This is a genomic window from Acinetobacter sp. UBA2581, from assembly GCF_002339435.1.
Taxonomy (GTDB): Bacteria; Pseudomonadota; Gammaproteobacteria; order Pseudomonadales; family Moraxellaceae; genus Acinetobacter; species Acinetobacter variabilis.
In genome coordinates, this window is sequence record NZ_DDLD01000006.1 from 46,162 (window position 1) to 62,950 (window position 16,789).

The window sequence follows — 16,789 nt, forward strand, 5'->3', positions numbered from 1 at the left end:
GCTTTTTTTATACATTGAGAAAAGCTGTATAAAAATAAAAAGGAATTTCAAATGAGAATAATAAAGACACCAGAACAAAAAATGCTAGAACAAAGGCTGGAAATGGAAAAAATAGCAGAACAGTTCGAACAGCAGGAAAAATATAAACAACAGGCACAGTCGGGTTCATGGGACTGGATGTCAGGCCTTGATAGCATAGATATTGTAGAACTCGCTTCAGAGATGATGGAGACAGTAGCGGATTCATTGAGTAGGGTTGATTTGAATTTTTAATATTCCGTAGTTTATTTTATTTCTAATTGAATCCCCCTAAATCCCCCTTTATGAAAGGGAGGTCGGGAGGTATTTTTAAATTACCGCCAACACACTTACCGCTACTGGCGCCAATATAGATAAAATAAAACCGCTCACCATGGCATGTGGAATAAAATCATTGCCACAAGCCTGTTTGACCATGGGTAAAGTCACATCCATCGCAGTCGCACCTGCAGCAGAAATTGCTGATCTTGGGTAACGCCAGCCGGCACAATACATCAGTAAAATCGCAAAAATTTCCCGAAACAGGTCATTCATCAGGGCAATACTACCCAGTTCTGCATTTCTCAGTTCCGTGATGACAACACCCGACATGGAATAAAAACCATAACCTTGCGACAGCATAATCAGGTCTTTTAAATGAATATCCGGATTCCAGAAAGAATAGGCAATTGCAGCCACGCATGAACCAGCAATACAACCTGCCGGAACCAGCAGGATTTTCCAGTTTAACCATGAGCGGTCAAGTGGTGAGTAGGCAAGATCCAGTCCAATCAGAAACATAAAGACCAGTAATAAATGCCAAGTGCTGATTTGAACAGAAAGCCCCATTTGAGTGAAACTATAATGTAGTAGATAGCCAGCAGCTAAGGCAAAGAATGCATAACTGATATTGATTAGTGATTTAATCACTAGCTCAGTCGAGACTCGTCCAGAAGAAGGCTGGAAATCTGCCCATTTAAATAGCAGATAACAACAGCCAAATGCCCCAATAGAGGTGAGAAAAGCAATTGTAATAGAGGTATTTAGAATCTGGGCAGGGTAAGGTAATTCCGTCAGAAGCTCAGAAAACTCAAAAGCGATGGCAATCAGCAAAATATAACTGAAATATGGAAGAACCTTAAAGCATATTTTCGTGAGTGAAGCAGGAAGCCGTTTTGCAAAAACAAAACCAAGCGCTAAACAGACCAGAAGCTGGGATACTAACCAAAGCGATTGCATAATAAAAAAGTATGATAAATCAGTCTTTATTATGCCATCGCTAGCCCTATGAATGTGAGGGACTTTTAACTGGCTTTATTTAAAAAATAATAATCTGCTGCATTAAGGGTTTTGGTTTTGAGCCAGTATTTCCAGGTATAGGTGGGCCATAAGGCAAAATTTTTCCCACCTTCTTGTTGATACCAGCTGATACAGCCAGATTGCCAGACCGTATTGTCCAGCATATGTTGGACATCCTGATTGAATTTTTCCTGTACCTGATCTTTGGCCACAATCGCATTACTATGTGATTGATCTACTAGGGCGATCATTTGCAGGATATAACTTACTTGCGCTTCAATCATAAAAAGCACTGAGTTATGTGCCAACACAGTATTCGGTCCTAATAGCTGGAACAGATTCGGAAAACCTTTAACACAGATTCCATAATAGCTTTCGGCACCATCTTTCCAGACATCAGTTAAGTGAATGTCATTCAGGCCAGTGCAATCGAAATTTTTCAGATAAATTCTTGGATCGGTAATAAATCCGGTACCGTAGATCAGGCACTCAATCGGACGTACTTTACCATCTACAGTAATAGTACTGTTTTCGGTCACTTCACGAATACCTTCAGTCACTAGTTCCGCATTTTTACGGTTAAAGGTAGGGAAGTATTGGTTAGACACCAGAATCCGTTTGCAGCCCATGATGTAATCTGGGGTCAATTTCTTGGCAGTTTCCTTGTCCTTGACCTGATAGCGAATATAAGCTTCTGCGAGTTTCTGAGCATATTTCATGACAGTTGGTTTAACGATAGGCACTACACGCGACTCATTAGACCAGTACAGACGAATCCGGTGTAACTTGCGGAACCATTCATATTTGGAAAACAGCTTTTTTTCCAGGTCATGATATAGGCGCTCATCCCGTGGAATAACCCAAGCCGCAGTACGTTGAAAGACATAGAGCTGTTTGCATTTGGGTGCAATTTTAGGGATATATTGAATTGCACTGCCACAAGCCCCAATCGATGCAACATTTTTTCCCTTGAGATCATAATGATGATCCCAGTGAGAAGAGTGAAAGATTTTACCCTTAAATTTTTCAATGCCCGTAATATGGGGAATTTGAGGAACATGTAAAGGACCAGAGGCAAATACTACAAACTGAGCTTCCAGAATGCTTTGATCCTGCAGATGGATTTACCATAAGCATCGGTCTTACTGGTAATGAACCCCAAGTACTTCGGTATTCAGCCGAGCAAAAGCCCGAAGATTATAATGACTGACTAAATCTTGAATATAGCTGAAAATTTCCGGTGCTTCGGCATAGCGTTTTGACCAGTCAGTTTTGGGTGCAAAGGAAAGGGAATACATATGTGATTGCACATCACAGGCCGCTCCCAGATACTGATTATCGCGCCAGGTTCCCCCAAAATCGCTATCTTTTTCTAAAATAATAAAATCATGGATGCCTTACTGTTGTAAACGTATTGCCATCGCTATCCCGCCAAAACCGGCACCGATAATGGCCACTTTGGTATAAGGATGAGTGTGGGTAAGGCGTGTATTGTCCAGCATCTTCGCATTCCTTGCTTATTTTAATAATGGATAATTATCTTGATTTATTAACTGGCTATTAGATATAAAATTGATCTAAACGGCAATAGCCGACGGTTTATTTTTATAGTACAACTAGAGCTATCACATTGTATTCGTATAGTTATGAAACGTTCTGTTCTCAGTCTGATGTATCTGATCCAGGGCATGCGCAAGGCTGGTATAGAGGTCGATCAAAAACTGCAAAATATCGGCTTGCGTGTTGATGCGCTTGATCCGACTTCAATCATTCACCCAAGCGTGGAATATGATGTGCTCAAGGTGGTGGGTCAGGATATCCAGCCAGAACAGGGTTTATCGATCGGCCAGCATTATGCATTGGCAGGTTATGGGCCTTTGCTGATGTTGCTGGTGACCAGTCCAACCGTACGGGATGCGATGCATCAGGTAATTCGTTTTCAGCAATTGACGCATCTTACCGGCCAGTTGGGACTGGAGCAAAGTGAGTACCACAGTGCGCTTTGCTATTATCCCAAGAAAACGGAAGACCATCTGGGAATGCTGGTCGCGCAAGCTGAGATTTCAGGTACATTCAAGTTCATTCGCGATATTTACAAGATGATGGGCCTGTCCAAACCTGACCTGCAGATTGAACTGCCTTTCGCCGCACCGGAACAATCTGCTACCCAGAAAATCTATCGTGATTATTATGGAACACAGGTACAGTTTGGTGTTGCAAGAGCTGCATTCTGGTTTGATGAGGCCATTCTGGATATCCGGATTCCTTCAGCAGATGCGGAGACCTTTGCAGTTTATGAGGCAAAGTGTCTGGCTGAACTGGAACGTCTGGCAGAAGATGCTGATGTCCCAACTGTGGTACAGCGAGTACAGGATTATCTGGAGTTGCAAACCGGTTTGATGCCGAGTATGGCTGAAACGGCTCAGGCTCTGAATATTCCAGAACGTACTTTACGCCATCAATTACAGCAGTTCGATACCAGTTATAAACAGATTCGCGAAGAGATTATTAAAGATAAAGCTTTACGACTCATTGAATATAAACAGTATTCGATTGAAATGATTGCAGAGTTATTGGGTTATTCCGAACCGGCTGCTTTTAACCATGCCTTTAAGCGCTGGTTTGGACAAAGTCCTCGGCAATATATAAAATAGCCTAAGTTAGTTAATGCCAAAGTGTTATAGTGTGCGTTCTAAACTCCGCTATAATTAAACAGATCCTGAATAGTACGAAACCTATGTCCGATTTTAATTCACAGCACAGCACCGCTTTTAGTCCGATCTCTCCTGCAGAACGTTATGCACAGGCTTTGTCTTCAGGACAGTTTATGCCTGATGATGCACAGGCCATGGCAGTACATGAGCTGAATCGTACCTGGCTGGAATTAATTCAGCGCTTCAAAGCTTCTAAAAAAGCCTTTCGTCGCTTCCGTCGTCAGACTTCGCCAAAAGGCGTATATATGTGGGGCGGAGTCGGTCGTGGAAAGACCTGGCTCATGGATCAGTTCTATGAGTCGATTCCATTTCGCCGTAAAACCCGTATGCACTTTCACCATTTCATGCAGCATGTGCATCGTGAGTTAAACAAGCTTTCAGGTCAGCGCAATCCGCTAGATCTGGTAGCGGATCAGATTTATAAAGATGCTGTGGTGATCTGCTTTGATGAATTTTTTGTATCTAATGTGACAGATGCCATGATCCTGAGTGATCTGTTCCAGAAGCTGTTTGAGCGTGGCATTACGCTGGTGGCGACTTCGAATATTGCGCCAGATGGTTTATATAAAAATGGGATTCACCGTGACCGTTTTCTGCCAACCATTGAAATGGTCAAGAAAAACTGTGTCATTCTGAATGTAGATGCCGGTGTGGATTACCGTTTACGTGTCTTAAAGCAGGCACAGTTATTCAAATATCCACTAACGCATGACAATAAAAACTGGTTGGCACATCGCTATACTGCACTGACTCAAACCCAAATCTCTTCTCAAGAGTCAATCATCATCAATAACCGTATTGTGGAAACTGTAGCCCATACTGAAGATGTCTTGTGGTGTGAGTTCTCTGAACTGTGTCTAAAACCGCGTAGCCCAGCTGACTTCATTGAAATTGCGAATATTTACAATACGGTATTAGTCAGCAATGTGCCGCATTTAACCGATTTCCTGAATGATGCCACACGCCGTTTCATTTATCTGGTCGATGAATTTTATGACCGTGGAGTCAAATTACTATTGACCTCAGAAGATAATATCGTTGATCTTTATAAAGGTGAGCGACTGGCTTTCGAAATTGAACGGACTCGTTCACGCTTATTGGAAATGCAGTCAGATGAATACCTGCATTCTGAACATCGCCAGATCGAGAAAATAGCTTCGAGCGAGCCTGAATAAATACAACAAGCGCTGGTCATGACCGGCGCTTTTTTATGCATTTCATTGCATCAAAGATCGACAAGTTCAGCCAAACATGGCTTAATCTTGATCTAAATATGACCTTGTATAAAAAGAACGGACAACTTTTATTCAAAATTCTGAACTTAAGTCTAATTTCTACATTTCAAAAACTTTATACACTGTCATGAGGGTATTTAGCAGGGTGATATTGCATCGTGTGAGACATCATTTAATAAGGATATGAGGGTATTCTTATTAGAAAAATGCTCATTATTTTGCGGTGTGATAGTACTATTCAGCTAGATTTTAATCGGTATACTAGAATCTCTTGTATAAAAAGTAGCAATATCAGGAAAGACAATGACTGCACGTATTCAAAAAGGCAAGTTAGCGATTGCTAAAGAACTTTACGATTTTATCGAAAATGAAGCACTACCAGGTTCTGGTTTGGACAGCGAAACATACTGGAAGAACTTTGAACAAGTCGTTGTTGATCTTAGCCCTAAAAACAAAGCACTTTTGGCTAAGCGTGATGATATTCAAGCTAAAATTGATGAATGGCATCGCAATAACACATTTGAATTACAAGCTTACAAAGCTTTCTTGACTGAAATTGGCTACTTATTACCAGAAGTAGAAGATTTCCAGATCAGCACTGAAAATGTAGACGAAGAGATTGCACTATTGGCTGGCCCACAGTTGGTAGTTCCAGTACGTAATGCGCGTTACTGCCTGAACGCAGCGAATGCACGCTGGGGTTCTTTATACGACGCTTTATACGGCTTCGACGTGATCTCTGAAGAAGATGGTGCTGAAAAAGGTAAAGGCTATAACCCGAAACGTGGTGAGAAAGTAATTGCATTCGCGAAAAACTTCTTAAATGAAACATTCCCTCTGGCACAAGGTTCACATGCTGATGCAACCAAATATGCAGTTGAAGGTAATGCGCTGGTTGTAACGCTGAAAGACGGTTCTACCACAACTGTTGCGGATAGCTCTAAATTCGTTGGTTACAATGGCGAAGCTTCTGCGCCGACTGAAATCGTACTAAAAAATAACGGCCTGCATGCAATCATCCAGATTGATGCAAACAGCCCAATTGGCCAAACAGATGCAGCAGGCGTAAAAGACGTTGTGCTTGAAGCAGCTGTAACGACGATTCAGGACTTGGAAGACTCTGTTGCAGCAGTTGATGCTGAAGAAAAAGTAGAAGGCTACCGTAATTGGTTAGGCTTGATGAAGGGTACGCTTGAAGAGTCTATCGAGAAAAATGGCAAGACCATTACCCGTAAACTCAATGCTGACCGTACTTTCAAAAATGTTGAAGGCGGTGAGACCAAGGTTCATGGTCGTTCATTGATGCTGCTTCGTAACGTTGGTCACTTGATGACAAACCCAGCGATCCTTGTAGATGGCGAAGAAATTTATGAAGGCATCATGGATGCATTGGTAACTCCATTGCTTTCTGTGGCTGATATCCGTGGTGAGAATACGATCAAGAACTCACGTACCGGTTCTATGTATATCGTTAAGCCAAAAATGCACGGTCCAGAAGAAGTTGCATTTGCGGTTGAGCTGTTTGAACGTGCTGAACAGGCGCTTGGCTTACCTGCGAAAACCCTGAAAATCGGTATCATGGATGAAGAACGCCGTACTTCGGTTAACCTGAAAAACTGTATTGCTCAGGCAAAAGACCGTACCATCTTTATTAATACTGGTTTCATGGACCGTACAGGTGATGAAATCCATACCTTCATGGAAGCAGGGCCATTCGTTCGTAAAGGCGAAATCAAAGGCCAAAAATGGTTCCCAGCTTATGAGAACCGTAACGTGATGGTAGGTCTGCAAACGGGTCTACGTGGTAAAGCACAGATTGGTAAAGGCATGTGGCCAAAACCAGACATGCTGTTAGACATGTACAAAACCAAGACTGAACATCCTGAAGCAGGCGCAAGCTGTGCATGGGTTCCGTCTCCAACAGGTGCAGTGATTCACGCGATTCACTACCATCAAATTAATGTAGCAAACCGTCAGCAAGAATTGCTTGCAACTGAAGCATTGCCTTTAGATGATTTGTTAACTCCACCTCTTGCAACTGATACCAACTGGTCTGAAGAAGAGAAACTAAAAGAACTGGAAAATAACTGCCAAGGTATCTTGGGTTATGTCGTTCGTTGGGTTGATCTGGGTGTAGGTTGTTCTAAAGTTCCAGACATCAATGATGTGGGCTTGATGGAAGACCGTGCAACTTTACGTATTTCTTCTCAGCACGTTGCCAACTGGTTACGTCACGGAATTGTAACGCGTGAACAGGTTGAAGAAGTAATGCAACGCATGGCGAAAATCGTGGATGAGCAAAATGCGAATGATCCACTGTACAAGCCAATGGCTGCTGACTTTGACAACAGCATTGCATTCCAGGCTGCTTCTGACCTGATCTTTAAAGGTGGTGAACAGCCATCAGGTTATACAGAGCCGCTTCTACATGCAGCACGTTTAAAACTTAAAGGTTATACAGGTGACTAATCCTGTAACTTGAAAAAGCCTCTTCGGAGGCTTTTTTTATTGCTCTTAAATCTTAAATAAGATCTAAGGTTAAAAATGTATTTTTGGAATGTAAATTAACTGATTGAACACCTAAAACAGAGCAGAGCAAGGTTAAGGGAGAGAACTTTAATAATAATTATCTGTTGAATATTAGCTTTATATATACCAATCGCAATTCCTATGAGCGTTTACAGCTCCTCATGCTGGATAGCTGTAGAGCTTTGGATAATGGCATTTAAGACTCAATTTAATTCTCAATTTTTAACTTATAAGAATCGTATTTGGGCTGACGTACTGGAAGATTTAGACAGCAAAGAATGAGATTCATGGATCAATAATTTCCATTCACTTAGAAAGCTCAAGATAAAAGCGTAACAATTCGTCGCTGTCACTTCCATCCTGAAATGGCTCTGCTAAAGTAAAAGCAAATCAATAAATTGCAGGGAAGAACAGCATGGCATATCAAAATTTGGATCAGCAATTTATTGCGGGTCAGTGGCAACCCGGTCGTTCCCAGAAAATGATTCAGAATTTGAATCCCTACACCCAAGATACGATCTTTACTTTACAGGCGGCTAGTACTGCAGATGTTGATGCGGCATATGCGGCAGCTGATAAAGCCTTCCAGCAGGGTGTCATTAAATCAGTAGAGTTCAGACAGCAAATCCTGCAAAAACTACAACAGGTAATTCAGGCACGTCAGGATGAAATTATTGACTGGTTAATTCTTGAGTCTGGAAGTACCCGTTTTAAGGCTGGTCTGGAAGTTGGCGCTGCTCTATCTATTATTCAGGAAAGCCAAAAATTTCCGGAGCAGATCAAGACTGAACAGCTGGAGAGTAAAGATCCACAACGTAAAAGTCTGGTACTGCGTAAACCCTTGGGTGTGATTGGTGTCATTAGCCCCTGGAATTTTCCATTTCATTTATCCATGCGTTCTGTAGCAACAGCGATTGCCTGTGGAAATAGTGTGGCACTCAAGCCAGCAAGTGATACACCAGTGACAGGTGGAACCTTATTAGGCAAATTGTTTGAAGAAGCTGGCTTACCTGCAGGTGTGCTCAATGTGGTATCGGGTGCAGGCAGTGAAATCGGTGACTATTTTGTCGAGCACCCAATTCCAAAAATGATCTCATTCACAGGTTCTACTGAAATTGGACAAAATGTAGGAAGCAAAGCCTTAGCCAGCCCTCGGATTAAACGTCTGGCGCTGGAACTGGGCGGAAATGCGCCACTGGTGATTCTGGATGATGCAGACCTTGATCTGGCAGTAGAGTTGACAATTATGGGACGCTTTATGCATCAGGGGCAAATCTGTATGAGCACTAATCGCGTCATTGTCGATGCGTCCGTCTATGATGCCTATGTGGAAAAGCTTTTAGAACGGGTAAAAACTGTTGCTGTAGGTGATCCAAATTTAGAAGAAACCATTATTGGTCCGATCATCAATCAGAGTCAGGTCAAAAAACATCAGCAGATTATTCAAAGTGCAAAAGAGCAGGGTGCAGAGCTAGTATATGAAGGGGGTATAGAAGGTAATCTGGTCTATCCACATATCTTTACTGGGGTAGCACCTGAATCTCCACTGGCTCAGGAAGAAAGTTTTGGACCGATTCTACCAATACTGAAAGCTCGTGATGAAACACATGCCTTAAAGCTGGCCAATGATACCCGTTTTGGCTTATCCAGTGCGGTTTGTACCTCGAATATTGAACGTGGTGTTCATTTTACAGAACAGCTTGATATCGGTATGACCCATATCAATAGTATTAGTGTGGCAGATCAAGCCAATGCTCCGTTTGGGGGAGAGAAAAACTCTGGACTTGGGCGTTTCAATGGACGCTGGATTTTTAAGGAATTCACCCGTACTCACTGGCTGACTGTACCTAGTGAATAATATTAAATGATAGAAACTTATCCATAATCCATACAGGTTTAAGCTTGGCATCAAGCTATAATCAGAACATCAAGTGATCTGTCTGATTAAGCATGTGTGCCAACTTTAAGCCTTTAACTTCGCAGCAAATACATGATCTGGGCTTGCCGGAAATTCCCTTTGAATATCCGGAAGAAGTCTATCCGAATTATGCTACCCCCTTGTTATTTCAATCTGATCAAGGTCTGGAATGGCGCTTGGTTAACTTTGGCTTTATTCCCAAATGGGCAGAGGATAAAACGATTGGGACAAAAACCTACAATGCCAGAAATGAAACTTTGCTGCAAAAACCAACCTTTGCAGAAGCGACAGCCAAATGCAAGTTTGGGGTGATTCCCGTCTCGGAATTTTATGAGTCAAAGTATTTTGATAATAAACCACAGCGCTGGGGCGTCAGACGTAAAGATGGAAAGGCGACCTTTATTGCGGCACTGTATGAAATTGCACGGGTGCAGGATGAAATCGTACGTTCAGCCAGTATGATTACGATGGATGCAATAGACCATCTCATGATGAAAGAGTTTCATGAGCCGGGAAATATTAAACGTTCAGTCATTGTGATTCCACATGAACGTTTACATGAATGGCTGAATCTAACGCAACCGGATATTCGCAGCTTTGTACAAGGATTTCCAGTAGAGGAGTTCGAATGTTCACATGTACCAAAAGAAAGAATCAAAAAAGCCAGTCCACAGCTGAACTTTTTTGATTCCTAAAGCCTAGAAAGCAATGGCGGATCGTTAATTATTATAAAAGGTGTTATTGATCTCGCCAGCTAAATACAAAATTGAAAAATACTTAACGAGCCAAATTTTTAAAGATATGGCGTAAGCTTTCCATAGTTTTTTCAATTTGTAATGGGGTTAGCCCTTCAAATGATTGTTCCAGTACAACATTGGTCAGGTCATTAATTTTATGTGTCATTTCCATTCCTTTTTCAGTCAGCACGACACGGGTAATACGAGCATCGTCTTCACAGGAATAGGTCTCAACCAGACCTTCATCTTTTAAGCGATAAACGATCTTGGTGGTTGTCGACATTTTAGATACGACCATTTCTGACAGGTCAGAAACGCTGGCATGTGGTTTGGCTTTAAGAGCAAGCAAGATACGGCGACGTGAATTATCGACACCATACTTTTTAAGTGCATGATCTACATTTAGGACATATTGGGCATGAACTTGAGTCACCCAGTAGTATGGAAAGTTTTCTAAATTAAAGTGTTCTGCACAAGGTAAAAATTTTGCATATTTTTTAGTCATGAAATGTTCCTTTTATTTATTTTTCTAGGGCACTGACATTTTATGTAAAAGTTTATACATATTTCAACCTTTATTTTTAAAATGTTAACGAGATTGCATTTGTTAGATCTTCTTAACATCAAAAAAATCAGGTGATTTATGTGTTGTAGATCAATCGGGGCAAATTGTAACTGTCTTTATCCAGATGAATGGCATTGATATGACATGCAAATCTTAAGACTCCAGATTAAATTTAGAGTCTGAATAAGAACTAGATTGGCAAACCATATGGATAAATGGCCGACCTGCGCATATCTTACTTTTGGTGAGTATGCGGAAATACAATTCAAAATCGATGCTGTTTAAATGAATGCTCTGATAGATTTTATAATCTGTAGCACGATGCAGATTCGGATTTCTCAAATCTGATCGAAAGCTAGAGCGAGTACATTTAAGTTGGTCACCCATCTAATAAAACCGTTTTGGATGAGAAACTTATGCATCTTTTGATCCCACGACTAACTATTTATAACGTATATGAACTATTTTAATAAAAAAATCCATATTTAAAATATGTCTTTAGATAAGTGGATTTAAGGGACGTAGCAGGATAGTGGATGATTCAATATTTTATGATGCATGATTAGATATGAATATTAAGAGAAACAGTAATTTATATCTCAGGCTTCTATCAGATAGATTTAATGCGCTTAGGGTCAAAAAGAAGCCTAAATTTTCTTTAATTTGTAATGAGTTATGTAGAACATAACAGATTCAGGCCAATGATTTGAAAATTAAAAGATTTTAGAATGAGGAGAGGCAAAGCGGTGCAACAGTTTTTCATAAATTTTATTGTTCAAAAATCATAAGTTTATGCATAATAGATACATCTTAAGTCGAAAAGGTTAAATTAAATGGATCCCTCGCCGTGCGTTGATCTTCCATATTCGTTGCTTACATACTCAAACGGGATGGTGTTCTAATGGAATTTTTATTAGACCCCGGAATTTGGGTTGGTTTAATTACTCTTATTATTCTCGAAATCGTTTTAGGTATTGATAACCTAGTCTTTATTGCCATTCTGGCTGAGAAACTTCCTCCTGAACAGCGTGATAAGGCCCGTGTGATTGGTCTATCCTTAGCCTTGTTGATGCGTTTAGGCCTACTGTTCGCAATCTCTTGGTTAGTCACCTTGACTCAACCGATTATTCAATTATTTAACTGGACCTTCTCCGGACGGGATTTGATTCTGCTCTTTGGTGGTTTATTCCTGCTCTATAAAGCCGTTACCGAACTTCATGAAAAAATTGAAGGCAAGCCTGAAATACAGGTCACGACCAAGGTGGCATATGCGGGCTTTACAGCCGTTGTGGTTCAGATTGTCATTTTGGATGCTGTATTCTCATTAGACTCAGTGATTACTGCCGTAGGTATGGTCAATAATATCTATGTCATGATGGCAGCCATGATTATCGCGATGGCCGTGATGTTACTGGCGTCTAAGCCATTGACTAACTTTGTGAATCGTCATCCGACAGTTGTGATTCTATGTTTGAGCTTCCTGTTACTGATCGGGATCAGCCTGATGGCAGAAGGTTTCGGTTTCCATATTCCGAAAGGCTATATCTACTCTGGTATTGGTGTTGCAATTGCAGTTGAAGCCTTTAACCAGTTTAGTCAGCGCAATGCTGCGAAGCATGAAGCCAAGATTCCGCTGCGTCATCGTACCGCTAACAGTATTCTTCAACTGATGGGTGCCAAGCTTGAAACCACAAGTACTACTCAGCATGAAGCGCAGGAAACCTTTGCGGATGAAGAACGCTATATGATTGGCGGAGTATTGACCCTGGCAGAGCGTTCTGTAGCATCGATCATGACCCCACGAAGCCAGATTTCCTGGGTCGATCTGGAGGATAGTCCGGAACAGATCCGTGAAAAAATCCTTTCTGTACCCCACAGCCTGTTTCCGGTTTGCCGGGGCAGTTTGGATAAGGTGATTACCATCGTTCGTGCCAAAGAACTGTTAGATGTACTGGATGAACCGCAAGAATTAAAAGCTTTGATCAAGCGTCATCGCCCTATCTATATCTTTGAAAGAATGAAAGTGATTGACGCGATTAATACCTTGCGCACATCAAAAGGCTCTCTGGTACTGGTCAGTGATGAATTTGGTCATGTACAAGGTCTGATTTCACCGCTAGACGTGTTTGAGGCAATTGCCGGTGAATTCCCAGATGCCGATGAGCAGCTGGATCTGGTCAAAGTTGATGATACACACTGGATTGCGTCCGGTATGCTGGATCTGTACCAGTTAGAACTTGAGCTCGGTATGCTGGATCTGATTGATGAAGATGCAGGCTATATCAGTGTTGCTGGTCTGATTCTGGATAAAACCAGTAGTGTGGTCGAGGTAGGTACTGAACTGAACTACCAAGGTGTTCAATTCAAGGTGATGGAAATCGAAAATAACCGGATTAAATCGGTGAGTATCCATTATCAGGGTTAATCGCCTGTCTTTATTATTTTTTTGAGTCAGTTGCTTAAGGGCAACTGATTTTTTTATTGAATCTTCTTTATGACTTAGATATTAATGCTCACCTAAGCTTATTCTTCAGGCTAAATGGAGTATTGAATATTTTGAAAGCCAAGAATGAGTAATAGGTTTTACTGGCTTAGAAGTAAGAAATCTTAATGAAGTATTAAATTGCAGATATGCTTTGTTTAGAATTATTAAACAAATTTAAATAAAGTTTAAAAATAAGTGTGAATTTGACTAATTGGTAAAATATATATTTCACGTAATTTTGAAAGATATTAGTCAAATTTGAGATACAAAAGCTCATCCAAAGCTTACACAATACTGAGCTTGAGCGCTTGAAAAATTATTTTTGCCAGATTAAAGCTGAATTTAATTATCTAAAAAATAAGTTGAATAGTGTAATAGGGTGTTCCATGTGTTCATTATAAAACACCCGACTGATGCTTAATCTGCTAAAATCCGAAAGTCTGCATATTGACGGATCGTTTCTATGTTCAATTGATGAATCTCATCGATAAATGCAGCATTAAAATGACCTAAGGTTGCTGCTTTGGCAAAAGCCAATTGACCGGCGATTGCAAAATGTACATGAGCAGAGAGTGCTGCGATCGCAGAAGAACTGACTGCACTATAAGCTGCAATCAGTGCGCCTAGGGCACATCCAGTTGCTGTGACGCGCGGCTGTAAATATGAACCGCCTAAAACCTGAATCACCGGATAATCTCTGGAAATGATGTAATCAGACTCACCTGAAATAGCGATACATTCACATTGTTCCAGTAAGGACTGCGCCTGTAGATAAACTTCTGAGCTATCAACAGTGCTATTGACGCCTTTGGACTCGATATTTTTCCCTGCCAAAGCACCAATTTCTGAAGCATTCCCCCGTAAAATTGTGGGTTGATAGGTCATGAGCTGATCCACAACACCTGAACGCCAATGCAGTACATTTCCATAACCAACAGGATCTAGTACCCATGACTTTTGGATACTGTATGCTGTTCTAGCAGCGATCTGCATCGCCTCGACCTGTTCGGTAGTCGGCGTTCCCAAATTTAAACTGAGCGCTCCAGCAATTTTGACAAAGCTCTCTGCTTCAAAAGGATTATCAATCATAGCGGGCGAAGCATTCGCAGCCAGCAAGATATTGGCCACATAGTTGCTGGCCACCGCATTGGTCATCACATGCACCAATGGTTGCTGCTCTTGAAGCAATGACCAGGCTTCACAGATCTGATCGAGAAGAGTATTTTGTAATTGTTGCACGGAAGTATTCATCATCCTGATCTTTCAAATATGAATAGAGCTGCTAAATGCTTAGCGGGTAAAATAATGGTCTTGATGTTTGCAGTTACGGCATAACAGGCTGACATAATCGCTGGCATCATATTCAACAGTAAGCTCTTTTGAGCCGCAATGCATACAGCGTTTTTGTGAATAAAATTTCAGGCGTGGTTCAATCTTCTGCCATGAACGCCAGATCGGCTGGAAGAAAATATTTTCATCATAACCAAGAAAGCGGAAAAACAGAATGCTGCTCATTTTGCTCAAAGGCAATTGTGGTGGACGAGGCAGAATTGAGGTTTCCCATTTTTCATTCACTGAACGTTCCCGATATTGCTGTAGGGTCTTTTTCAGTAAATTGGTATTAATGAAATTTTCATTTCGTGGTTTTAAAGCTTTCTGCTGATACAGATATTCGAGGGCCGATTGCACGAGATAATAAATCTGTCCCACAGCCAAAACATCAAGCAGGCGATAGCAGAAAGCCTGAAAACTTTGATTGCCCGCAATCTGGATACCCCAGCTACGGCAATAGAACTGAGCGAATTGAATGACTTCCTGATACAGTAGACAATACAGTGCATCTTTGACTTCATCCGCACTTTTAAAAGGCACGCCTTTACTCAGATTTTCATAGAACCAGAAACGCAACTGCTGGGTAATACTAAACAGGCTTGGCTCAGAATAGCCATCCAGACGTACATTAATATAGTACTGCTGATTCTCTTGTTGAATATCTCTAGGAACTAGAATCTGATCTTTCAGCAGATTTTTGACCAGACCATGCTGATACAGGTAATTCGGGCTGATGGAATAATATTTAATGGCATGCCAGTCAATATATTCCTGATGCTGGCTATGTTCCTGAACCTGTTCATCCAGAATCGAGAGCAGAAACAGTTTGTTAATAAAGCTGAGCTGATTAAGCTCATATTCATGCCGATCCTGCTTTTTATAAATTTTCCGGTTTTCCTGTAAACGGACTTCTTTCAGCATACGTTTACGCTGAGCCAGACACTGATCGCAATAACAGTTGTGTTTCTGGTCGGTATAGAGCTGATGCTGGCAGTGGCTGCATTCATGATAAGTAATGTCCTGATCATACTGTTCTGCCTCGATCCAGTACATGGAGGCCTTACATAGCGGGCACTGCGTACTTTCATCAAGCTGTTTTTGCAGAACGTTGAATACCATGATTGCGCACAACTCCAGAATAAAGAGAAACTGCGATTATACACAGCTCATCAAAGTCACGCGTCATTTGACAATATTTTTAATGCAGCAGATTTCAGGAGAAGAGAGCTTTAAACGAACAGAGCTACCGAAGTAGCCCTGTATTCAAGAAAACTTGATCATCGTTTTTTAAACGGGGCAGGGTAATGTTTCGTCTTCCTCTCCTTGATGTTTCGCTTGAATCAACGCCTGCACTTTTTTGGATGGAACCTTTTTGGCACCGAGTGCATCATAAGTATTCAAAATCGCACTAACCTCATGCGCTTGTAGCTGAACGCCTTCAGAACTCATGAACAGGGCAATGACTTTATGGTCAATATTGGCCTGATCCAGAACCTGAAGTGTTTTAAGATTTTCAATCCGTACCACATGCTGTTTTAAATACATAGCTCACCTCAATTTCTTGGTTGTCGTTATTCTTGGATTTTTGCGCTTGGAGAAAACACACTTAGACTGTAGCAAAAACCATGCTCATTTTTTTAATCAATATTTCGGAATTGCTATTAATCATAAATTATATATTTTTAAATCAAGCATATAAGAAAATATAAAAAAATATGATATTTACTGAAAACTTGGCATATATCTTTCTTTGAATCCTGCCATTGCTGTTGGGTGAGACAAAATGCATTCAAACTGGTGCGTGTCATTTGTGCATTTAAAGTGAAATTCAGAACGCAGATTAATCAGAACTTAATCTTTTAGAAGTCAGGTTTTGCAGCGCCCAGCATCTAAATTGGATAAGGTTGTCCTGAACTCAGGCAGTAAATTTTAATATTGTAGGACTTACGCACTATTA

The 16,789-nt window shown here is 41.0% G+C and carries 12 protein-coding genes and 1 pseudogene; 7 read left to right on the forward strand and 6 right to left on the reverse strand.

Going from position 1 to position 16,789, the window contains the following annotated elements; translation table 11 throughout:
* Positions 1 to 51: 51 nt before the first annotated feature.
* A complete protein-coding gene (locus B3Q46_RS00775) occupies positions 52 to 273 on the forward strand; it encodes a hypothetical protein (RefSeq protein ID WP_034702308.1) in 222 nt (73 codons plus the stop codon).
* A 75-nt stretch (positions 274 to 348) separates the two neighbouring features.
* Here B3Q46_RS00775 and B3Q46_RS00780 read toward each other — a convergent pair whose 3' ends face one another.
* Complete coding sequence (locus tag B3Q46_RS00780) at positions 349 to 1,257, reverse strand: lysine exporter LysO family protein (RefSeq protein WP_004783979.1); 909 nt, start codon at positions 1,255 to 1,257, stop codon at positions 349 to 351.
* Between the two features lie 65 nt (positions 1,258 to 1,322).
* Positions 1,323 to 2,819, reverse strand: a pseudogene (locus B3Q46_RS00785) (flavin-containing monooxygenase).
* Positions 2,820 to 2,963: 144 nt separating this feature from the next.
* Between B3Q46_RS00785 and B3Q46_RS00790 the strand changes: the two are divergent.
* The 5 genes from B3Q46_RS00790 (at position 2,964) to B3Q46_RS00810 (ending at position 10,408) form a co-directional block, all read left to right on the forward strand.
* The gene (locus tag B3Q46_RS00790) at positions 2,964 to 3,971 is read left to right on the forward strand and encodes a helix-turn-helix domain-containing protein (protein ID WP_034702310.1); all 1,008 of its coding nucleotides are present in this window, start codon (positions 2,964 to 2,966) and stop codon (positions 3,969 to 3,971) included.
* An 83-nt stretch (positions 3,972 to 4,054) separates the two neighbouring features.
* Positions 4,055 to 5,206, forward strand: a complete 1,152-nt coding sequence (zapE, locus tag B3Q46_RS00795; protein ID WP_034702312.1) for a cell division protein ZapE — start codon at positions 4,055 to 4,057, stop codon at positions 5,204 to 5,206.
* 363 nt (positions 5,207 to 5,569) lie between these two features.
* On the forward strand, positions 5,570 to 7,735 hold the full coding sequence (locus B3Q46_RS00800; RefSeq protein ID WP_034702314.1) for a malate synthase G: 2,166 nt from the start codon (positions 5,570 to 5,572) through the stop codon (positions 7,733 to 7,735).
* A 475-nt stretch (positions 7,736 to 8,210) separates the two neighbouring features.
* Positions 8,211 to 9,653 (forward strand): aldehyde dehydrogenase family protein, encoded by a 1,443-nt coding sequence (locus B3Q46_RS00805; protein WP_034702316.1) that lies wholly within the window; start codon positions 8,211 to 8,213, stop codon positions 9,651 to 9,653.
* 92 nt (positions 9,654 to 9,745) lie between these two features.
* Positions 9,746 to 10,408 (forward strand): SOS response-associated peptidase family protein, encoded by a 663-nt coding sequence (locus B3Q46_RS00810; RefSeq protein WP_034702319.1) that lies wholly within the window; start codon positions 9,746 to 9,748, stop codon positions 10,406 to 10,408.
* An 82-nt stretch (positions 10,409 to 10,490) separates the two neighbouring features.
* Here the strand turns inward: B3Q46_RS00810 and B3Q46_RS00815 are convergent, their stop codons facing one another.
* Positions 10,491 to 10,955 (reverse strand): MarR family winged helix-turn-helix transcriptional regulator, encoded by a 465-nt coding sequence (locus B3Q46_RS00815; protein ID WP_005236095.1) that lies wholly within the window; start codon positions 10,953 to 10,955, stop codon positions 10,491 to 10,493.
* A gap of 961 nt (positions 10,956 to 11,916) precedes the next feature.
* On the opposite strand from B3Q46_RS00815, the gene B3Q46_RS00820 reads away from it, so the two are divergent.
* Positions 11,917 to 13,440: a TerC family protein gene (locus B3Q46_RS00820; RefSeq protein ID WP_034702321.1), complete on the forward strand. Its 1,524-nt coding sequence runs from the start codon at positions 11,917 to 11,919 to the stop codon at positions 13,438 to 13,440.
* 477 nt (positions 13,441 to 13,917) lie between these two features.
* Here B3Q46_RS00820 and thiM read toward each other — a convergent pair whose 3' ends face one another.
* From thiM to B3Q46_RS00835, 3 genes are all read right to left on the reverse strand, one after another.
* The gene (thiM, locus tag B3Q46_RS00825) at positions 13,918 to 14,751 is read right to left on the reverse strand and encodes a hydroxyethylthiazole kinase (RefSeq protein ID WP_034703548.1); all 834 of its coding nucleotides are present in this window, start codon (positions 14,749 to 14,751) and stop codon (positions 13,918 to 13,920) included.
* A gap of 39 nt (positions 14,752 to 14,790) precedes the next feature.
* The gene (locus B3Q46_RS00830) at positions 14,791 to 15,951 is read right to left on the reverse strand and encodes a hypothetical protein (RefSeq protein ID WP_034703545.1); all 1,161 of its coding nucleotides are present in this window, start codon (positions 15,949 to 15,951) and stop codon (positions 14,791 to 14,793) included.
* 168 nt (positions 15,952 to 16,119) lie between these two features.
* Entirely contained in the window at positions 16,120 to 16,377 is a 258-nt protein-coding gene (locus B3Q46_RS00835) for a hypothetical protein (RefSeq protein WP_004783954.1), read from the reverse strand.
* Positions 16,378 to 16,789: the final 412 nt, after the last annotated feature.